Raw genomic sequence first — 20,820 nt, forward strand, 5'->3', positions numbered from 1 at the left:
TTGATCTACGCGCGCCGACCCGCTTCGCCCGGCGGCGCCGCGCTCGCGATCGGCGCCCACGCCGCGAGCTTGGCGCCCGGCCGCATCACGTGGGCCGGGCTGGTCGACGGCAGCCGGTGGCACTGGATCTCGTCGGGCGACACCACCCGCCGGCGGTAGAGCTCGGCGGCCTTGGCGCCGTTGAAGTACACCGCCGTGATGGCGGGGTAGTCGGCGAAGAACGCGCCAAAATCGTTGACCGTCAGGCTGGTTGGATCGATGGCCGAGTCGGAACTGCCGCGGCGGCGGCACGTGTGAAGAACATCCCAAAGCGCAATTCCGTGGGATTGCAGTCCCGCCAGGCGCCTGTCGTAGGGCGCGGCGGCGTCGAAGCCGAAAAGCTCACCGGTGATCGACCAGAACGCGTTGCGTGGATTGGCGTAGTACTGGTCCGCCACCAGTGATTGCGCACTGGGAAACGACCCCAGAATCAGCGTCCTGGCGCGCTCGTCGACGACCGGCGGGAATCCCCGCAGCAACGGTGTGCTCATCACCTCACATCATGCCGCGCCCGCGTTGTACGTTGGCGACGTGCACGACGGGGACGACCACACCATCGACGACCTGCTCGAAGGGCTCGAGGGAACCGCGCGCACGGAACGGGCCGAACTGGTGCGGTGGCTCTTCGAGCAGGGCATCACCGCCGAGGAGATCCGGGCGACCAACCCGCCTCTGTTGCTGGCCACCCGCCACATCATCGGCGACGACGGCACGTACGTGTCGACGCGGGAGATCAGCGAGACCCACGGCATCGACCTGGGACTGCTGCAGCGTGTGCAACGCGCCATCGGTCTGGTCCGCGTCGACGACCCCGACGCGGCCGTTCACATGCGCGCCGACGGCGAGGCCGCCGCCTTCACCCAGCGGTTCGTCGAGCTGGGCCTGGACCCCGAGCACGTGATTCTCGTGGTCCGGGTGCTCGCCGAAGGTCTGTCGCGGACCGCCGAGGTCATGCGGTACTCGGCGCTTTCGGCGATCATGCGCCCGGGCGCCAGCGAGCTCGAAATCGCCCAAGCCTCAAAGGCTTTGGTGACCAAAATCGCGCCCATGCTGGGCCCGATGATCCAGCACATGCTGTTCATGCAGCTGCGCCACATGATGGAGACCGAAGCGGTCAACGCCGCCGAGCGCGCCGCTGGCAAGCCGCTGCCGGGCGCGCGCCAAATCAGCGTCGCCTTCGCCGACCTGGTCGGCTTCACCCGGATCGGTGAGGCGGTCACGCCCGAAGAGCTGGGGCATCTGGCCAACCGGCTGGCCATCCTCGCCCGCGACATGACCGTTCCTCCGGTGCGTTTCATCAAGACCATCGGCGACGCGGTGATGTTCGTCTGCCCCGAGCCGCAACCGTTGCTCGACGTCGTCCTGAAACTGGTCGAAGCCGTCGACTCTGACAACGACTTCCCTCGGCTGCGGGCGGGCGTGGCCTCCGGCATGGCGGTGAGCCGTGCCGGCGATTGGTTCGGCAGTCCGGTCAACGTGGCGAGCCGTGTCACGAGCGTGGCGCGCCCGGGCACGGTCCTGGCGGCGGATTCGGTGTGGGAGGTCATCGGGGAGCGCGGTGAGTTTTCGGCATCGTTCGCGGGCTCCCGCCACCTCAAGGGCATCAAGGGCGAGGTCAAACTGTTCCGCATCCGGCGCGGCGATGCCGAGGACTGACGGCCGCCGGCCGCGGTGACATCAATATGGGCAGGCCCGGTGCGACTCCAGGGGGCGTCTGACTCCGTCTTACGCGTGTCCTACGCGGCCGGATTCCTACCCCGTGTTCCGGCGCTTCGAATTGGTCGCTTCCCGGGCCTGCTTCGCTACCCAAAATACGCCGCACAACAGCCCGGATCAATGGGTTTTCAGGCGTGGAGATGTGTTCGGCGACCGGCCCGTCTTTCGCCCCCGGCGAACGCTGTTCCGTTATACGTGCAACGGTGTAATCATGTAATCATGAAAGCGCATCACACCCATGGGCGGCGGTACGGTCGCCCCGGAGGCTGGCAGCAAGCCCAGCAACCCGACGCCGGCGACGCCGCGGAATGGTTCGCCGGACGCCTTCCCGAGAAGTGGTTCGACGGCGACCCCACGGTGATCGTCGACCGCGAAGAGATCACCGTCATGGGACGGCTCCCGGACACGGCGAGCGCCGAGAGCGGGGAGAGTGAGGCCCGCGCGGCGGGACGGGCGTCGCGATTCCGCGAGGAGACGCGATCCGAGAGAATGCACATCGCCGACGAAGCCCAGGATCGCTACGGACGCAAGGTTTCCTGGGGGGTCGAGGTCGGCTCGGAGCGAATCCTGTTCACCCACATCGCAGTACCTGTGATGACCCGGCTGAAGCAGCCCGAACGCCAGGTGCTCGACACGTTGGTGGATGCCGGCGTCGCGCGGTCGCGCGCCGACGCCCTGGCGTGGTCGGTGAAGCTGGTCGGCGAACATGCCGAGGAATGGCTGGCCAAATTGCGCGACGCGATGACGGCGGTCGACGACCTGCGTGCGCAGGGTCCCGATCTGCAGTCGTAGCAATGCCGTGACGCCCTAACGGCGTTGGCGCGTAACCGTCCGGCTACTCGTCGGCGATTCTGGCGGCGATCTTGTCCGCGATCTGGGCGCCCTGGTCGCTGATGTGATACCCGCACGCGTTGATGTCGACGATCACGTTGTTGGCCACGGTCAGTGCGCGCTGGCACTCCCAACCGTCGGCGCCTTCCTGGGTGTCCATCAGCGTGATCTTCGGCGGGCTCCCTTGAACCTGAGCGAACGTCCACCGATAGGTCTTGCTCTTGTTCGTGACCGTGACCGTCTTGCCGGCGCAGCCCTTCCACTTCTCCGCAGAGTTCTCCAGGAAGCTCTTGGCCTTGTCGGCGGACGGAAACAGCACCACCGCTTGGTTCACCCAGTGGTCGTAGTTGTCGCCCGGCTCCGAGGACACCAGTCCACTCACCGAGGTGTAACCGGTGCCCGCATATACCGGGTCTTGGGTCGTGTAGAGCGCGCCCTGGCAGTCGGGCGTCGACACCGTCACCGCCGAATGGTCCGTCGACGTAATGGGTTTGCCCGGCTGCATCGTCGACGAGCCCATCACGGTGTTGATATCGGACGGGCCGAGCAGCAGGGCGCTGAGACGGTCGGCCTCCAGCGGCGCGGGGGGTGGCGGTTCGGGATCGGGCCGCGTGACCAGCCAGATGCCCAACCCGCTCCCGAGGAGAACGAACACCACGGCGACGGCCGCGACGATGAGCCAGACGTTGCGGCGGGGCCTGGGCGGGGGCTGACCCCACGGCGTCGCATTGGCGAACTGCGGCGGCGGGCCGCCCCAATTGGCGCTGGCGCCTTGGTAATACGGCGCCGCGGACGGCGACGGCGGCGGGGTGTTGAACGCGGGCTGGTACGGCCGGGGAGGCGGCGCGGTGCTCAGCCGGGGATCTGGGTTGACGGCCGTGGGCAGTGCGGCTTCCTGGCTGCGGCGCAAGATGGTGGCGGCGCGGTCTTGGTCGGGGTGGCTCAGCGCCTGCTTGGCGGCCAGCGCGAGGTCGCCCGCGCTCGCGTAGCGGTCCTCGGGCCTTTTGGCCATGCCGCGGGCGATCACCGCATCGAAGGCCTTGGGGATGTCCGGGCGCCGCTGACTGGGCGCGGGTATGGGGTCCATCATATGGGCGGAGACCAGCATGCCGGCGCTGTCGGCCCGGTAGGGCGGCGCCCCGGTCAGGCACTCGAACAACACGCACGCCAACGCGTAGATGTCGGCGCGGTAGGTGACCTCGGCGTCGGAAAACCGTTCGGGCGCCATGTATTTCCAGGTGCCGACCGCGGTGCCCAGTTGGGTGAGTTTCTCGTCGGTGGTGGCGCTGGCGATGCCGAAGTCGACGAGGTAGGCGAAGTCGTCGGCGGTGACCAGGATGTTTTGCGGTTTGACGTCGCGGTGCATGACGCCGGCGGCGTGGGCGGCATCGAGCGCGGAGGCGATCTGGGTGATGACGGCGACCGCGCGTGGCGGGGTCAGCGGCCCGAAGCGTTTCAGCACGCTGTCCAGGTCGGTGCCCTCGACCAAGCGCATCTCCAAAAAGATCTGGCCGTCGATTTCGCCGTAGTCGTGCACGGGCACCACATGGGGTTCCTGCAAACGTCCGGCGGTGCGGGCCTCGCGTTTCATCCGCTCGCGGAAGACGGGGTCTCTGCTGAAGCTTTCGGAGAGAAGTTTGACCGCCACGGTCCACTCTTTGACGGTGTGTTCGGCCTCGTAGACCTCACCCATCCCACCGCGGCCCAGCAGCCGTTTCAGGTGGTAGGGGCCGAACATCGACCCCGCCCGTGAGGCCTGTTCGTCGCTCATTGCTCATCCTTCCAACCCGACCCCCGGCCCGCCGTCCCGTGGCAACGTTGCGGACGCACGCCCGATCGTCGACCCGTGACCGAGCAATCATGACGGTAAGCGCCCACCCGTCGCGCCGCATGATAACGCCGACAATCGGCGGGCCAGCCTTTCGTGGCCGCGGCGCCGGCTGCGGTTGTCATGCGCGGGTCATGGCGTAGTAGGCGCCGCGCCGGGCCAGCAGTTCCGCGTGGTTGCCTTGTTCGACGATCCGGCCCCCCTCGATCACCAGGATCCGATCGGCGTCGCGGATCGTCGAAAGACGATGCGCGATAATGAAACTCGTCCGATCCCGGCGCAGATCGCACATGGCGCGCTGGATGAGGGCCTCGGTGCGGGTATCGACCGAGCTGGTCGCCTCATCCAGGATCAGCAGCTGCGGGCGGGCAAGGAACGCGCGCGCGATGGTGATGAGTTGCTTTTCGCCGGCGCTGATGTTGGCGCCGTCGCCGCTGACCCGGGTTTGGTAGCCGGCCGGCAGCGACCGCACGAACGGGTCGACGTGCGCTGCCTCGGCGGCCGCCACCACCTCGTCGTCGCCGGCCTCGGGGCGCCCGTAGGCGATGTTCTCCGCGATCGTCCCGTCAAAGAGCCAGGTGTCCTGCAGCACCATGCCGATCCGCGACCGCAGCGAATGCCGGTCCAGCGTGGTGATGTCCACCCCGTCGAGGAGGATCTGGCCGGAATCGACCTCATAGAACCGCATCAACAGGTTCACCAGCGTGGTCTTGCCCGCCCCGGTCGGTCCGACGATCGCCACCGTGCTACCCGGTTCGGCCACCAGCGACAGGTCGTCGATCACCGGGACGCCCGGCCGGTAGGCGAAGCTGACATGCGCGAATTCCACGCGGCCGCTCGAGCGTGGGGCGCCATCGGCGGGCGGGGGCGACGCGGGCTGGGGATCCGGCGATTCTTCGGGCTCGTCGAGCAGGGCGAAGACGCGTTCGGCGCTGGCCACCCCCGACTGCAGGGTGTTGTACATCCCGGCCAGTTGGCTCAGGGGCGAATTGAATTGCCGCACATACTGAATGAACGCCTGGATGTTGCCCAGGGTGATGTGCCCGGTGGCCACCCGCAGGCCACCCACCACGGCGACGGCCACGTAGCCGACGTTGCCGATGAACGTGGTCGCGGGTGCCACCAGCCCGGAGAAGAACTGGGCGCCGAAACTGGACCGGTAGACGTCGCCGTTGAGGGCCCGAAACTGCTCGCGGGCCGCGGCCTGGTGGCCGAACGTCTTGACCACCGTGAATCCGCTGTAGGTCTCCTCGATGTGGGCGTTGAGGCGCCCGATGCTCGCCCATTGGGCGAGGAACAGCCGCTGGGAACGCCGTGCGATCGCCCGTGTCGCCAGCAGCGACAGCGGCACCGTCAGCACGGTGATCCCCACCAGCAGCGGCGAAATGGACAGCATCATCGCCAACACCGCCACCACCGTCAGGACCGAAGTCAGCAGCTGGCTGATCGTCATCGACAGGGACGACTGGACGTTGTCGATGTCGTTGGTCACCCGGCTGAGCAGCTCGCCGCGCTGGCGCCCGTCGAAGTACGACAACGGCAACCGGTGGATCTTGTCCTCGACGTCGGAACGCAACGCCACCATGGTGCGCTGCACGGTGAGGTTGAGCAGCCGGGCCTGCGCCCAAATCAGCACCGAGGAAACGAGATAGAGGGCCAGCGCCAGCGTCAGCGTCCGCGTGACCGCCCCGAAGTCCACGCCGTGGCCCGGCACCACGTTCATTCCGGACAGCAAGTCCGCGAAGGTGTTCTCGCCCCGGCCGCGAGCGGCCGAGACGGCCTGTGCCTTGCTGATGCCGGCGGGAAGCTGCCGCCCGATGACGCCGTTGAACAGCAAATCGGTGGCATGGCCGAGGATCCGCGGGACGATCACGCCGATCACCGTGCCCGCGAGGCCCAGTGTGATCACCGCGATGCTCAGTCCGCGTTGCGGCGCAAGTCGTTTCACCAAACGGGCGGCCGAACCCCAGAAATCGCGGGATCGCCCGGCCGGCGGCGGGGCCACGGCGCGGGCCGCGGTGCTGGTCGACGAGGTCATTGCGCGCCCCCGACGTGCCCTGACGGCAAGGCGCCCACGGCTTGTGAGTCGGCGAATTCCGCGTAGGTGGCGCTGTCGGCGAGCAGCGACTCATGCGTGCCGGCGCCGACCAGTCTTCCGCCGTCGACGACGATCACCTGGTCGGCCTGGGCGGCAGTCGAAACCCGTTGGGTGACAACGATGACGGTGGCTTCCTTCGATATCGGCTTGAGGGCGGCGCGCACCCGCGCGTCGGTGTGCACGTCGAGGGCGCCGAAGGAGTCGTCGAACAGATAGACGGCGGGGCGGCGGATGACCGCCCGGGCGATGGCGAGTCGTTGCCGCTGCCCGCCGGAAAAGTTGATGCCGCCCTGGGCCACCCGCATCTGCAGCCCGTCTGGGTGCGCGCGCACGAACCCGTCGGCGTCGGCCACCCGCAACGCTTCCCACATCTCGTCGCCGGTGATGTCGTGCCCCGGGGCGGCGCCGTAACGCAGGTTGTCGGTGATCGTTCCGGAAAAGAGGTAGCCGCGCTGGGGGACCAGACCGATCGCCGACCACAGCCGCTCGGTGTGGTAATCGCGGACGTCGATGTCGTCGACCAGGACGGTTCCGCCGGTCACGTCGTAGAGCCGGCAGATCAAGGAGATCAGTGTCGACTTTCCCGATCCCGTGCTGCCGACGATCGCGGTGGTGGTCCCGGGCCGGGCGATGAATGAAATATCTTGTAGCACTGGGCGATCGGCACCGGGATAGGTGAATGTTGCGCCGTCCAGGCGGACCACACCGGTGATTTTGCCCGGGGGAGACGCCGGGCCGGGCGGGTCGGTGACGGCGGGACGGGTGGTGAGCACCTCGGTGATCCGTTCGGCGCACACCGACGCCCGCGGCAACACCACCAGCGTCATCGTCGCCATCAGCACGGCCATCAGGATCTGCGTGAAGTACGCCAGGAAGGCGGTCAACGAGCCGACCTGCATCTGGCCGCGATCGATGCGCAGCCCCCCGAACCAGATCAGCGCGACGCTGGACACGTTGATGGTCAGCGTGGTCACCGGCAGCATCAACGCCTGCCAGTTGCCCGCGGTCAATGCGGTGTTCGACAGCGCGGCGTTGGCGCGCGCGAAGCGGTCGCGCTCGAAACCTTCCCGGGCGAACGCGCGGACCACCCGCACGCCGGCCAGCTGGTCGCGCATCACGCGGTTGATGCCGTCGATCAGGCCCTGCATCCTGCGGAACAGCGGCAGCATGTGCGACATCACCCAGTAGTTGGTCACCGCCATGACCGGCACGCTGACCAGCAACAGCCACGTCAGCGCCGCCTCCTGGCGCAGGGCCATGACGATTCCGCCGAGGCACATGATCGGGGCCGTCACCAGCACAGTGGCCGTGATCTGCACCAGGTACTGGATTTGCCGCACGTCGTTGGTGCTGCGCGTCAGCAAGGTCGGCGCGCCGAATCGGGCGCTCTCGCGCTCGGAAAAGGTGAGGACGTGTTCGAACACCGCCGCGCGCAGGTCGCGGCCGAAGCCCATGCCGGTCCGGGAGCCGAAATAGACCGCGCCGACCGAGCACAACACCTGCAAGCCGGTGGCCCCGAGCATCACGATGCCCAGCCGGACGATCGCGGCGGTGTCGCCCTTGGCGACGCCCTCGTCGATGATGGCCGCGTTGACGGTCGGCAGGTACAGCGACGCGAGGTTGCTGATCAGCTGCAGCACCATCAGCACCGCGACCAGCCGGCGGTACGGCTGGATGTACTGGCGCAGCAGGGCCAGGAGCATGGGGTAACTGTCGCACACCGGCGGCCCGGGCGTCCCCGCCAACCGGCGACGGTCAACGCGCGCAGGGCACTCGTCGGCGACATTGAAATACCTGCTCAGGCGCGTCGGTGGTTGACCCGCTGGGCTGCCGCTACAGTGCATCGTGTGGACGAGCAGCGGGCGGAACGGAAGCAGGGTAGCGGTGCGGCGTAGCGCGAGGGCGCTGGCTCTTGTGGCGTCAGCATTGACGATCCTGATTCCCGCCGTTGCCGCCTGCTCCGATTCCGGCGGCAACAAACCCGGGGCGACGGCGTCGTCGACGCCGCAGAAGGGGCAAGGCAACCACGGGCCGATGTTCCCGCAGTGCGGCGGCATCAGCGACCAGACGGTGGCCGAGCTGACCCGGGTGACCGGGTTGATCAACACCGCCCGCAACTCCGTCGGCTGTCAATGGCTCGCCGGGGGCGGCATCCTCGGGCCGCACTTCTCCTTCTCCTGGTATCGCGGCAGCCCGATCGGACGCGAACGCAAGACCGAGGAGCTCTCACGTGCCAGCGTCGACGACATCAACATCAACGGCCACGGCGGTTTCATCGCCGTCGGCAACGAGCCCAACCTGGGTGACTCGCTGTGCGAAGTAGGCATTCAGTTCCAGGACGACTTCATCGAGTGGTCGATCAGTTTCAGTCAGAAGCCGTTCCCGCCGCCGTGCGATATCGCGAAAGAGCTGGCTCGTCAGTCGATTGCGAACTCGAAATGAGGGCCTCGATGCGCGCCGCCGCAGTGCTTTTGCTGGCCGCGCTGCTGGTGCTGACGGGCTGCTCCAGGTCGATCGGCGGCAACGCGGTCAAGGCGGGCGGCAACGTGCCCCGCAACAACAACTCCCAGCAGCAGTACCCGAACCTGCTCAAGGAATGTGAGGTGTTGACCAGCGACATCCTGGCCAAGACCGTGGGGGCCGACCCGCTCGACATTCAGAGCACGTTCGTCGGCGCGATCTGCCGGTGGCAGGCGGCCAACCCGGCCGGCCTGATCGACATCACCCGGTTCTGGTTCGAGCAGGGCAGCCTGAGCAACGAGCGCAAGGTCGCGGAGTTCTTGAAGTACAAGATCGAGTCGCGGCCCATCGCCGGGATCGACTCGATCGTGATGCGTCCCGACGACCCCAACGGCGCGTGCGGCGTGGCCAGCGACGCGGCCGGGGTGGTCGGTTGGTGGGTCAACCCGCAGGCGCCGGGAATCGATGCGTGCGGGCAGGCCATCAAGCTGATGGAACTGACGCTGGCCACCAACTCCTAGCCGGAGGTTGCGCCACCACGCCGAACGTCGACTTGTTGTCGTCGATTTCGCGTTTTGAGCCCAACAAGTCGACGTTCGCCGCAGCGTTGTGGGCTCAGCGCGGAACGACGAAGTCGATCAGCGACGCACCCCCGAGTTCCAGTTCCTTCCACGCGCACGGCACCGCGAGGACCGCGATCGCCGACGTCGGGAACTTGGCCGAAATGCGTTCGCCCGCAGCGGCGTCGGTGCCGCCGGCGCGGCCCAGCCCCAGCGCAAGCGCCGACATCGTCGGCTCGTGTCCGATGACGAGCAGCGTGCCGATGCCGTCGTCCACCGTGTTGATCTCGTCGATCAGCGTGCCCGGGGTGCTGGCGTAGAGACGTTCGCTGTATCGCACCGGCGCAGCGATGCGGGTGTTCCGCAGTGTCTCGCGGGTCCTGGTCGCCGTGGAACACAGCACCCCGTCGACGGGGGGCACGTGGGCGCGCAGCCAGTCGCCGGCGAGCCCGGCTTGCCTGACGCCGCGGGGCGCCAACGGCCGATCGTGGTCGGCGACCCCGGCCGGGTAGTCGGACTTCGCATGCCGCATCAACAGCAGGGTGCGCTCGGCAGTCACGAAGGATCAGATTAATCAGTGTGGCGCCCCGCCGGCCACGCCCGCTGCGCCGGAATTTGCGCAGTGCCAAGACCTGCCGATCGAGGTCCCGCGTCTTGTCGGTGCGCAGACCTAAACTCGCGATGCCCGGAGTAAACACGCAGTTCGAAAGGGGGTCGCCCACATGCGATTCCTGCACACCGCCGACTGGCAACTGGGCATGACCCGGCACTTCCTCGCCGGCGACGCCCAGCCACGCTACTCGGCGGCCCGCCGCGACGCGGTTGCCGGTCTGGGGGCGCTCGCCGCGGAGGTGGGCGCCGAGTTCGTCGTCGTGTCGGGCGACGTCTTCGAGCACAACCAGCTCCCGCCGACGGTCATCGGACAGTCCCTGGAAGCCATGCGCGCCATCGGAATTCCGGTGTATCTGCTTCCGGGCAACCACGACCCCCTGGACGCCTCATCGGTGTACACCAGCGCGCTGTTCGCCGCCGAGCGTCCCGACAACGTCGTGGTGCTCGACCGTGCCGGCGTGCATCAGGTGCGCCCCGGCCTGGAGATCGTCGCCGCGCCGTGGCGGTCGAAGGTGCCGACCACCGACCTGGTCGCCGACGTCCTCGACGGCCTGCCCGCGGCCGCGGGCACCCGAATCCTCGTCGCGCACGGCGGGGTCGACGTCCTGGACCCCGACAAGGACAAGCCCTCGCTGATCCGGCTCGCCACCCTCGACGACGCGCTGTCCCGCGGCGCGGTGCACTATGTGGCGCTGGGGGACAAGCACTCTCTGACCCAGGTCGGCGACAGCGGCCGGGTCTGGTATTCCGGATCGCCGGAAGTCACCAACTTCGATGACGTGGAATCCGACCCGGGCCACGTCCTGGTCGTGGACGTCGACGAAACCGACCCGCGGGGCGCGGTCTCGGTGACCGCACGAGACGTCGGACGCTGGCGCTTCGTCACGCTGCACCGTCAGGTCGACACGAGCCGCGACATCGCCGACCTCGACGTGAACCTGGACCTGATGACCGACAAGGACCGAACCGTGGTGCGCCTGGCGCTCACCGGGTCGTTGACGGTCACCGACCGCGCCGCCCTGGACGCCTGCCTGGACAAATACGCGCGGTTGTTCGCCTGGCTGGGCCTGTGGGAACGGCGCACCGACCTGGCGGTGATCCCCGCCGACGGCGAGTTCAGCGATCTCGGGATCGGGGGATTCGCCGCCGCGGCGGTCGAGGAGCTGATGGCGACGGCGCGCGAGGAGGATTCCGCCACCGCCGGCGACGCCCAGGCGGCGCTGGCGCTGCTGCTGCGCCTCGCTGATCGGGGCGCGGCGTGAAGCTGCACCGGTTGATCCTGACGAACTACCGCGGCATCTCGCACCGGGAGATCGAATTCCCCGACCACGGCGTCGTGGTGGTGTGCGGCGCCAACGAGATCGGCAAGTCGTCGATGATCGAGGCGCTGGACCTGCTCCTGGAGTCCCGGGATCGGTCGACGAAGAAGGAAGTCAAGCAGGTCAAACCCACCCACAGCGACGTGGGCTCCGAGGTCTCCGCCGAAATCAGTTGCGGCCCCTACCGTTTCGTCTATCGCAAGCGGTTTCACAAGAAGTGCGAGACGGAGCTGACGATCATCACGCCGTGCCGCGAACAGCTGACCGGCGACGAAGCCCACGAACGGGTGCGGGCGATGCTGGCCGAGACGGTGGACAGCGACCTCTGGCATGCCCAGCGTGTGCTGCAGTCGGCGTCGACCGCCGCGGTGGACTTGTCCGGGTGCGACGCGCTGTCACGCGCGCTCGATGTGGCCGCCGGCGACAGCGGCGGGCTCTGTGGCACCGAGCCGTTGCTGATCGAGCGGATCGACACCGAATACGCGCGGTACTTCACCCCGACCGGGCGTCCGACGGGGCCGTGGGCCGCCGCGATCGCCCGGCTCGCCGACGCCGAGGCCGCGGTCGCCGAGTGCGCGGCCGCCGTCGCCGAGGTCGACGACCGGGTCGCTCGCCACGCCGTTTTGACCGAGCAGGTGGCCGACTTCTCCCAGCGGCGCATCGCCGCCGGCCCGCGCGTGGCGGCCGCCCGGGAAGCCGCCGACCGGATCGCCGAGCTCACCGCGCAGCAGCGCGAAGCCCAGTTGGTCGCCGAGGCCGCGGACGCCACCAGCGCCGCGGCGACCGCCGCCCACACCAGCCGTTTGCAGCTGCTCGCCGAAATCGACGCCCGCGCCGCCGCTGTCGCCGAAACGGAAGCCCAGGCGGACCAAGCCGCGTCCGCGCACGCGTCGGCGCGCGCCGAGGCCGAGGCGTGCGACGCCACGCTCCAGCGGGCCACGCAGGTCCTGGCCGACCTGCAGTGCCGGGTCGACGCCGCGCGCCGCGGCGTCGACCGGCTCGCCGACCTCGAGGAGGCCGACCGGTTGAGCACCCGGCTGGCCAAGGTCGACGCCATCGAGCGGGATCGTGAGCGAATCTGCGCCGAGCTCAGCACGATCGCCGTCACCGAGGAACTGCTGCGACGAATCGAGGACGCCTGCGCCGCGGTCGATCGCATCGGGGACCAGTTGGCGTCGACGTCGGCGGCGATCGAATTCACCGCCGCCGCGGACATTCACCTGGTGGTCGGCGGTGAGCGAATCTCGTTGTCGGCGGGGCAGAGCTGGTCGATCACCGCCGCCGGGTCCACCGTGGTCGAGGTGTCCGACGTCCTGACCGCCCGGGTCACCCCCGGCGCGACCACGCTGGATATCCACACGAAACATGCTGCGGCACAACAAGAAATGGCGGCGGCGCTGGCCGCCGCCGAGGTGGCCGATCTCGCCGCCGCGCGCTCGGCCGACCAGCGGCGCCGCGAGCTGGTGAGCGCCCGCGATCAGCTCGGCGCCACGCTGGCCGGTCTGTGCGGCGACGAGCAGATCGACGAGATGCGCTCGCGCCTGGCGCAGCTGCGGGCCCAGCACCCGGCCGAGCCGGCGCCCGGTGCCACGGACATCGGCGCCGCCCGCGCCGAACTCGACGCGGCCCAGCAGGGTCACGCGGCGGCGTCGACCGACTGCGAGGCTCACCGCCAGGCCGCCACCACCGCCGCCGCGGCGCTGGCCGAGTTATCCACCCGGGCAACCGTTCTGCAGAACACGTTGGAAGCCCAGCGGGCCGAGCTGCAGGCGACCGCGGGCCGGCTGGCCGCCGAGCGCGCCTCGGTCAGCGACGAGGAACTCGCGGCGTCGGCGGACTCGGCGTTGCGGGCCGCGCAGGCCGCGGACCAACGAGTCGGCGAGCTCGCCGCCGCCTTGGCCGCCGCGTCCCCCGATGCCGTTGCCGCCGAATTGGCCGAGGCCACAAAGGAAGCCGAGTCGCTGCGGGAGCGCTACGAAGAAGCCGCCCGCGCGTTGCGTGAGATCACCATCGAACTCTCGGTGTTCGGCAGTGAGGGGCGCCAGGGCAAGCTGGACGCCGCGGAAACGGAGCGCGAGCACGCCGCCACGGAGCACAGTCAGATCGGCGCGCGGGCCCGGGCCGCGAAACTGCTGCGCTCGGTCATGACGCGTCACCGCGACACCACGCGCAGACGCTACGTCGAGCCTTATCGCGCGGAGCTGCAGCGGCTCGGACGTCCCGTGTTCGGGCCGAGTTTCGAGGTCGACATCGACAGCGACCTGTGCATCCGTAGCCGCACGCTCAACGGCATCACGGTGCCCTATGAATCCTTGTCGGGCGGCGCCAAGGAGCAACTGGGCATCCTGGCCCGGCTCGCCGGTGCCGCCCTGGTCGCCAAGGAGGACGCCGTGCCGGTGGTCGTCGACGACGCACTGGGTTTCACCGACCCCGACCGGCTGGCCAAAATGGGTCAGTTGTTCGACAGCGTCGGCACTCACGGGCAGGTGATCGTGCTCACCTGCAGTCCCGACCGTTACGACGGTGTCCGGGGCGCGCATCGCATCGACCTCACCGCCTGAGGGCCGCTGACCTCAGCCGATACCGCCGGGTGTGACGACTCGGCGCGTGCCGGGATGCGCTGCCTGCAGAATGGGACCATGGCGGTCCGACACGAATGACGATGAACGCGAAGCGGAGCCGGGTGCAGCAGAAGCTGGCGGAATTGCCCGGTGTGCGCGCCGTGCGCCGGCCGATCTCGCCGCACAGCGCCGACGAGTTCGATCTGTACTACGTGCGCACGGGCCGCAAGTCCCGCCACCCGCTGGTCATCATCCCCGGCGGGCCGGGCGTGGCGTCGGTGCAGATGTACAAGGGACTGCGCAGGCGCGCGGCGGCGGCCGGTCTCGACGTCATCATGATCGAACACCGCGGGGTGGGGATGTCGCGCCACGACGATTCGGGTGCCGACCTGCCGCCGCAGTCCATGACCGTGAATCAGGTCGTCGACGACGTGGCGGCGGTGCTCGACGACGCCCACGCCGACTCGGCCGACATCTATGGCGCGTCCTACGGCACCTATATCGCGGCCGGAGTGGGTGTGCGCCATCCCGACCGCGTGCACGCGATGGTGCTCGATTCGCCGCTGCTGTCGCGGCACGACATCGTCATCGTGCGCCGGGCGATTCGCCGGCTGCTGCTTCGGGGCGACAGCCCCGAAACCGCCGCCTTGGCACCGAAAATGCGCAAACTGGTCGACGCCGGCGTCATGACCCCGGCGGCGACACACGTCGTCGCGACCATTTACGGCTACGGCGGCGCCGACCTGCTCGAGCGTCAACTCGATCTGTTACTGCAGCGCCGGAAACTCTTGTGGTGGACGCTATCCCGGTTCACCACCCTGAGCAATCTGCCGTTCCGCTACGAGGAAGATCTGGTGAGCCGCATCGCGTTTCGCGAGCTGGACTACGCCGCCGAACCCGACGGCCTGCCGCTGGACCCCGCAGTGGCCGAAAGCGAAGCGCGCACGCAGCGAGTGACTTTCGAGGACGAGCCCTATGACCTGCCCACGGAAATGCCGAACTTCAACTGGCCCACCGCGGTGATTTCCGGCGGCCGTGACCTCATCACCCCGCCGGCGGTGGCCGAGCGCGTCGCGTCGCTGCTGCCCGATGCGGTGCTCTTGAGCCTGCCGAGCATGGCGCACAGCGCGCTGGATTTCCGCGAGCCCGTCGCGCTCGCCGCCGCCGAGGCGGTGGGGCGCGGCGACCTGAAAGGGCTTGCCGCCCAAGCGTCGGCGCTGGACGCGCTGCCGCCGCGCCCCGAGGTGCGGCTGCTGTGGAAGTTGATCGAAACGGCGGCCGCCGCCGAAGGCGCGCTGCCGGTCCCCACGCGGCTGTTGCGCCGGCTCAGCTGCGCGTGAATCCGATTGCGGTGTAGTCCAGGTCGCCGAGGCCGGCCGCGCCGAAGTTGGCCAGCGTGCTGTGCACCGCGACGTCCCCGGGCGACTGGGTGAGCGGCAGGCTGAACCCCTCCGCCCAGATCAGCCGGTCGAGGTCGTTGGCCAGCGCCCGCGCCCTGTCGGGGTCGAGTTCTTCCAGGGTCCGCTCGATGGCGGCGTCGATCTGCGGGCTGCCGATCTTGCCGAAGTTGCTTTCCCCGTCGGACTTATAGATCTGGGTCAACGATGAGAGCGGGAAAGCGTCCCCGAGCCAACCGAATTGGGCGAGGTCGAAGTCTCCGACGTTGATGTAGTTGGTGAAAAAGCCGCTGCCCGCGCGGGCGACAAGCTCGAGCTTGACGCCGATTTGGGCGAGGCTGTGCTGGGTGATCTGGGCGAACTGTCGGCTGCCCTGGGCGTCGTAGAACAGGTCACGAATGACCAGCGGGCGACCGTCCTTCTCCCGGAACTGGCCGACCTGCTTCCAGCCCAGGGCGTCGAGCTCGCGCTTGGCCGCGGCCGGGTCGTAGGGAACCACGGCGCTGTTGTCCTGGTAGCCCTTCTGGCCCGCGACGTAGATGTGATTGCCCAGCGCCACCGGGTCGCTGGTGAGGCCGTACTGGACGACCTTGGCGATGGTCTGGCGGTCGATGCCCTTGGACACCGCGACCCGCAACGCCTTGTCGGCCAGGATCGACCCCGGGGCGCCGTTGAAGGTGATGTGCGACCAGGCCGGGGCGGGGGCGCGCCGGATGGTGATTCCCTTGGTGCGCTGCGCGATGGTCAGTTGATCGATGGTGCCGACCCCGGTGGCGTCGATCGTGTTGTTCTGCAGGGCCGGCAGCCGCGCGGCGTCGTCGAGCACCAAGTAGGTGATGTTGTCCAGGCGCGGTCGCGGGCCCCACCATTTCGGGTTGCGGCTCAACACGATCCGCTGGGTCGTCCGATCCAACGAGGTGGCGATGAATGGGCCGGCCGACGGGCCCGGCCCGTCCAGCTGGCCCTTGTTGAACGCCTCGGGGGTAGCCGTCATGCTCTTGGGCAGCAGCATCCCGTTGCCGGCGAACATGCCGCGCCACTCGGCGTACGGCTTGGCGAAGGTCATGACGGCCTGCCGGTCGTCGACGCCGCGGGTCACCGAGGCGACGCGCTCGGCGCCGCTGGGCCCGGCGATCTCGAAATTCTTGTCGGCGCCACTCAGCGCGTGGACCTGGCTGGCGATGTCCTCCCAGGTGATCGGGGTGCCGTCCGACCACACCGCCTTGGGGTTGATCGTGTAGGTCACCACTTGCGGTGCGGTTCCGGTCAGTTCGATGCTGGTGAAGTAGTTGGTGTCGACCGTCGTCGAGCCGTCCGGCCCGATGACGAAGGCTCGCGGCAAGGTGGCCTTCATCATCGCGGCGACCTCGGCGGAATTGCCGTCGATGTGCAAAATGTTGAAGTTCGGCGGGAAGGCGGTGAGCGCGAGTCGCAGGTCACCGCCGTCTCGCAGGGTGGCCGGATCGCGCGGGTTGATGTCGCTGGACGTCCCGATCCGCGCGTTTTGCCCCGTTTCCGGAATCAGGTTGATGGCCGGCGAGCAGCCCGACAGCGCCAGCGCCATCGCGAAAAGCGCCGCCGCCAACCGGATGCCGACGCTAGCCACCTGCGCCCGGATCGGGTCGCGGCACCGCGTCCAGCAGCTGCCGGGTGTATTCGTGTTGCGGGTTGTCGAAGACCTGCCGGCTGTCGCCCCGCTCGACGACCGTTCCGGAACGCATCACGACCACCTCGTGGGCGAGGTGCTTGATCACCGAAAGATCGTGGGAGACGAACAGATAGGACAAGCCGAAGAGCGCTTGCAGGTCGAGCAGCAGGTTGATGATCCCGGCCTGGATGGAGACGTCGAGCGCGGAGACGGGTTCGTCGAGCGCCAGGATCTTCGGTTGCAGAGCCAGCGCACGGGCGATGCCGATGCGCTGCTTCTGCCCGCCGGAGAACTCGGCGGGGTAGCGGACCGCGTCGGCGCGGCGCAGGCCCACGATCTCGAGCAGCTCGGCGACGCGCGCGTTGGTGCCGCCCTTGTCGACCCCGTTGGCGCGCAGCGGTTCGGCGAGAAGCTCGAACACCGGCAGTCGCGGGTCCAGCGAGGCGACCGGGTCTTGGAACACGACCTGAATGTCGCGTCGCAGCGACCGCCTGCTCGCCGGGCTCAGCGTCGTGACATCGGTGCCCAGCACTTCGATCGATCCCGATTGGGGCCCGGTGAGTTCCAGGATCTCGTGCAACGTGGTCGATTTCCCCGAACCGGACTCGCCGACGATGCCGAGGGTACGGCCCTGCCGCAGCTCGAAACTGACGCCGTCGACCGCGCGCACCTCGCCGGCGCGGCGGCGCAGCACGCCCTTGGTCAGCCGGTAGGTCTTGGTCAGGTCACGCACCCGGACGACGACCGACGAGTCATCGGGTCTCACCGACTGTGCCGTGGTGCTGACGCCGTAGATGTCCGCGGCGCTGCGGCCGCCCACCTGATCGGTGCGGATGCAGGCCGCCCGATGGTCGGCACCGACGGGAAGCAGTTCCGGCTCCTCGAGCCGACATTCGTCGATGGCCAGCGGGCAGCGCGGGGCGAACGGACAGCCGGGATCCAGACCGGCCAACGACGGCGGTGCGCCGGGGATCGGCACCAACCGGGTGCCCTGTGCGGCGTCCAGCCGCGGAACCGAGCCCAACAGCCCGACGGTGTAGGGCATTCGGCGGTCCCGGTAAAGGTCGTGCACCTCGGCGGATTCGACGACCCGCCCCGCGTACATCACCAGCGCCCGGTCGGCGAACTCGGCGACCACACCGAGGTCGTGCGTGATGATCAGCACCCCGGCCCCGGTGACGTCGCGGGCGGTTTTGAGGACCTCGAGGATCTGCGCCTGCACGGTGACATCGAGTGCGGTGGTGGGCTCGTCGCAGATCAACAAGTCGGGGTCGTTGGCGATCGCGATCGCGATGACGACCCGTTGCCGTTCACCGCCGGAGAGCTCGTGCGGAAACGCGCGGGCGCGTCGCTCCGGCTGGGCGATGCCCACCAATTCGAGCAGTTCGACCGCGCGATGACGGGCCGCCCGCCGTCCCACCCGCGGCTGGTGGATCTCGATCGCCTCGGCGATCTGGTCGCCGACGGTGTACACCGGTGTCAGCGCCGACATCGGATCCTGGAACACCATGCCGACCGTCTTGCCGCGGAACCGCGACATCGCGTCGTCGTCCAGGCCCAGCAGCTCGGTGTCGTGCAGCCGGACCGAGCCGCGCACCCGCGCGTACTCGGGCAACAGGCCCACGACCGCCATCGCCGAAACGGACTTGCCCGAACCGGATTCGCCGACCATGGCGACGACTTCGCCCGGTTCGACGCGGTAGCTGACGCCGCGGACCGCGGTCACCGGATCGCCGCCGGTCGCGAAGGTCACGGCCAGGTCGGTCACCTCGAGCAGGGGGCTCATCGCGCACCGCCCCGCACCGGGGTGCTGCCCGGGTCGAGCGCGTCCCGCAGGCCGTCGCCGGTCAGGTTGGCGCACACCAGGATCAGCACCAGCACCCCGGCGGGAAAGAGGAACACCCACGGGAACGTGGTCGCCGACTGGGTGCCATTGGCGATCAAGGTGCCCAGCGACACATCCGGTGGCTGGATGCCGAAACCCAGGAAGCTCAAGCCGGTTTCGGCCAGAATGGCCGAGGCGACGTTGAGCGCTGCGTCGATGATCAGGATGGACGCCACGTTGGGCACCACATGCCCGACAATGATGCGGCGGCTGGATACGCCCATATACCGTGCGGCACGGATGAATTCGCGCTCGCGCAAACTCATGGTCATGCCCCGCACCATGCGGGAACTGACCATCCAGCCGAATCCCGCCAGCAGCAGAACGAGCATCACGATGTTCGCCGAGTCCTTGGTGCGCGGCGTCACGATGGCGATGAGGATGAAGCTGGGCACCACCAACAGCAGGTCGACCAGCCACATCAGCACACGGTCGCGCCAACCGCCGAAATAGCCCGAGACCGAACCGACGGTGGCGGCGATGCCGGTGGAGATGACCGCCACGCACACACCGATCAGCATCGACTTCTGCATCCCCCGCAGGATCTGCGCCAGCAGATCTTGTCCCAGCGCGTTGGTGCCCAGCCAGTGGCGCGCGCTGGGCGGCTGCAGCAGCGCGGTGAAATCGAGGTCCTCGTAGGAATAGGGAAGCACCGCGGGCAGGGTGTAACAGCCCACGAACAGCAGCACCAACAAGATCAGCGACGCCACCGCGAACCGATTGCGCGCAAACCTGCGTAGCACCAGCGTGCGGCGCGAGGTGAAGTCCGCCACGTCGTGACTCGAAAACCCGTGGGCGCCATCGATATCCGCCGCGGAGGTCCATGAACGCCCCGCCGCCTCATCGCTTCGCTCTGCATCGTCGGCGGCGCGGGTCATGACACCCTGACCCTCGGGTCGAGAGCCGCGTAAAACACGTCGGAGAGCAGGCCGGCCAGCAACACCACCGCGCCGGAGAACACGGTGATGGCCGCGACGATGTTGGTGTCTTGCGTCGCGATGCCCTGCACCAGCCATTCGCCCATGCCGTGCCAGCCGAAGATCTTCTCCACGAACACCGCTCCGGTGACCAGCCCGGCCACCCCGTAGGCGAACAGGGTGGCCAACGGGATCAGCGCGGTGCGCAACCCGTGCTTGACCAACGCGCGCCGGCGGGTCAGCCCCTTGGCCCGCGCGGTGCGGATGAAGTCCTGGCCCAGGACGTCGAGCATCGCGTTGCGCTGATAGCGGCTGTATCCCGCCGCGGCCGCCAGCGCCAGGGTCAACGACGGCAACACCAAATGCCGCAACCGGTCGAAGAAGTGCGCGCCGGCCCCGCCGGACACCCCCGGCGATGTCTCCCCGGTGTAGTCGAAAATCTGCAGACCCACGGCCCAGTTCACCCGCAGCGCGGCCAGGATCAGCAGGTTGGCGATGACGAACGTCGGGGTGCTCAACACGAGCAGGGCCATCATGGTGACGACGCGATCGCTGAGCCGATACTGCCGAATCGCGCCCCACGCCCCGGCCGCGATGCCCGCGACGGTGCCCACCAGCGACCCGATGACCAGCAGGCGCAGCGTCACTCCGACTCGGCGCCACAGTGACTCCCCGACGGACTGCCCGGTGACGGTCTTGCCGAAGTCACCGCGGACGGCGTGTGAAGCCCAGTGCGCGTAGCGGATCGGGATCGCCTCGTCGAGACCGAGCGCGTGGGCCTTGGCGTCGATGACGGCTTGTGGTGGTCGCGGGTTGCGCTGCAACAGGCTGTCCAGCGGTTTGAAGGCCACCGACGTCAGGCAGAACGTCAGAAACGATGCCAGCGCCAGCAGCACGACGTAGTTGAGCAAGCGGCGGGCGAGAAACCGGGTCATACCCGTCCGCACAG

The 20,820-nt window shown here is 68.7% G+C and carries 16 protein-coding genes; 7 read left to right on the forward strand and 9 right to left on the reverse strand.

What is annotated here, in order from left to right; genetic code table 11:
- Positions 1-5: 5 nt before the first annotated feature.
- Positions 6-530, reverse strand: a complete 525-nt coding sequence (locus W7U_RS02975) for a DNA-deoxyinosine glycosylase (protein ID WP_008254704.1) — start codon at positions 528-530, stop codon at positions 6-8.
- Between W7U_RS02975 and W7U_RS02980 the strand changes: the two genes are divergently transcribed.
- On the forward strand, positions 529-1,695 hold the full coding sequence (locus W7U_RS02980; RefSeq protein ID WP_043955642.1) for an adenylate/guanylate cyclase domain-containing protein: 1,167 nt from the start codon (positions 529-531) through the stop codon (positions 1,693-1,695). The two genes, W7U_RS02975 and W7U_RS02980, sit on opposite strands and share 2 nt — an antisense overlap.
- Positions 1,696-1,974: 279 nt before the next feature.
- A complete protein-coding gene (locus W7U_RS02985) occupies positions 1,975-2,547 on the forward strand; it encodes a hypothetical protein (RefSeq protein WP_008254711.1) in 573 nt (190 codons plus the stop codon).
- 43 nt (positions 2,548-2,590) lie between these two features.
- Here the strand turns inward: W7U_RS02985 and W7U_RS02990 are convergent, their stop codons facing one another.
- The 3 genes from W7U_RS02990 to W7U_RS03000 all read right to left on the reverse strand — a co-directional run bounded on the left by W7U_RS02990 (position 2,591) and on the right by W7U_RS03000 (position 8,215).
- Positions 2,591-4,357, reverse strand: a complete 1,767-nt coding sequence (locus tag W7U_RS02990; RefSeq protein ID WP_008254716.1) for a serine/threonine-protein kinase PknH/PknJ — start codon at positions 4,355-4,357, stop codon at positions 2,591-2,593.
- Between the two features lie 178 nt (positions 4,358-4,535).
- Complete coding sequence (locus W7U_RS02995; protein ID WP_008254718.1) at positions 4,536-6,452, reverse strand: ABC transporter ATP-binding protein; 1,917 nt, start codon at positions 6,450-6,452, stop codon at positions 4,536-4,538.
- Positions 6,449-8,215: an ABC transporter ATP-binding protein gene (locus tag W7U_RS03000; RefSeq protein WP_008254721.1), complete on the reverse strand. Its 1,767-nt coding sequence runs from the start codon at positions 8,213-8,215 to the stop codon at positions 6,449-6,451. The genes W7U_RS02995 and W7U_RS03000 overlap by 4 nt, the downstream gene beginning before the upstream one ends.
- Before the next feature lie 181 nt (positions 8,216-8,396).
- Between W7U_RS03000 and W7U_RS03005 the strand changes: the two genes are divergently transcribed.
- Positions 8,397-8,954, forward strand: coding sequence for a DUF3558 domain-containing protein (locus W7U_RS03005; RefSeq protein WP_008254722.1), 558 nt, complete (start codon positions 8,397-8,399; stop codon positions 8,952-8,954).
- 8 nt (positions 8,955-8,962) lie between these two features.
- Positions 8,963-9,493, forward strand: coding sequence for a DUF3558 domain-containing protein (locus W7U_RS03010; RefSeq protein WP_008254724.1), 531 nt, complete (start codon positions 8,963-8,965; stop codon positions 9,491-9,493).
- A 94-nt stretch (positions 9,494-9,587) separates the two neighbouring features.
- On the opposite strand, the gene W7U_RS03015 is transcribed toward W7U_RS03010, so the two are convergent.
- Positions 9,588-10,091 (reverse strand): histidine phosphatase family protein, encoded by a 504-nt coding sequence (locus W7U_RS03015; RefSeq protein ID WP_036428625.1) that lies wholly within the window; start codon positions 10,089-10,091, stop codon positions 9,588-9,590.
- 163 nt (positions 10,092-10,254) lie between these two features.
- On the opposite strand from W7U_RS03015, the gene W7U_RS03020 reads away from it, so the two are divergent.
- The 3 genes from W7U_RS03020 (at position 10,255) to W7U_RS03030 (ending at position 15,364) form a co-directional block, all read left to right on the forward strand.
- Complete coding sequence (locus W7U_RS03020) at positions 10,255-11,406, forward strand: exonuclease SbcCD subunit D (RefSeq protein WP_008254730.1); 1,152 nt, start codon at positions 10,255-10,257, stop codon at positions 11,404-11,406.
- On the forward strand, positions 11,403-14,024 hold the full coding sequence (locus W7U_RS03025; RefSeq protein ID WP_008254732.1) for an ATP-binding protein: 2,622 nt from the start codon (positions 11,403-11,405) through the stop codon (positions 14,022-14,024). Before W7U_RS03020 ends, W7U_RS03025 begins: the two co-directional genes overlap by 4 nt.
- Positions 14,025-14,119: 95 nt before the next feature.
- Positions 14,120-15,364, forward strand: coding sequence for an alpha/beta hydrolase (locus tag W7U_RS03030; RefSeq protein WP_009955263.1), 1,245 nt, complete (start codon positions 14,120-14,122; stop codon positions 15,362-15,364).
- Here the strand turns inward: W7U_RS03030 and W7U_RS03035 are convergent.
- The 4 genes from W7U_RS03035 to W7U_RS03050 all read right to left on the reverse strand — a co-directional run bounded on the left by W7U_RS03035 (position 15,351) and on the right by W7U_RS03050 (position 20,806).
- Complete coding sequence (locus W7U_RS03035; RefSeq protein ID WP_050989410.1) at positions 15,351-16,985, reverse strand: ABC transporter family substrate-binding protein; 1,635 nt, start codon at positions 16,983-16,985, stop codon at positions 15,351-15,353. The genes W7U_RS03030 and W7U_RS03035 overlap by 14 nt on opposite strands.
- A gap of 34 nt (positions 16,986-17,019) precedes the next feature.
- Complete coding sequence (locus W7U_RS03040) at positions 17,020-18,855, reverse strand: ABC transporter ATP-binding protein (RefSeq protein ID WP_008254738.1); 1,836 nt, start codon at positions 18,853-18,855, stop codon at positions 17,020-17,022.
- Positions 18,852-19,727: an ABC transporter permease gene (locus W7U_RS03045; RefSeq protein WP_008254741.1), complete on the reverse strand. Its 876-nt coding sequence runs from the start codon at positions 19,725-19,727 to the stop codon at positions 18,852-18,854. Before W7U_RS03045 ends, W7U_RS03040 begins: the two co-directional genes overlap by 4 nt.
- A 101-nt stretch (positions 19,728-19,828) precedes the next feature.
- Positions 19,829-20,806 (reverse strand): ABC transporter permease, encoded by a 978-nt coding sequence (locus W7U_RS03050; protein WP_008254743.1) that lies wholly within the window; start codon positions 20,804-20,806, stop codon positions 19,829-19,831.
- Positions 20,807-20,820 lie beyond the last annotated feature (14 nt).

The organism is Mycobacterium sp. H4Y (genome assembly GCF_000364405.1).
Classification (GTDB): Bacteria; Actinomycetota; Actinomycetes; order Mycobacteriales; family Mycobacteriaceae; genus Mycobacterium; species Mycobacterium intracellulare.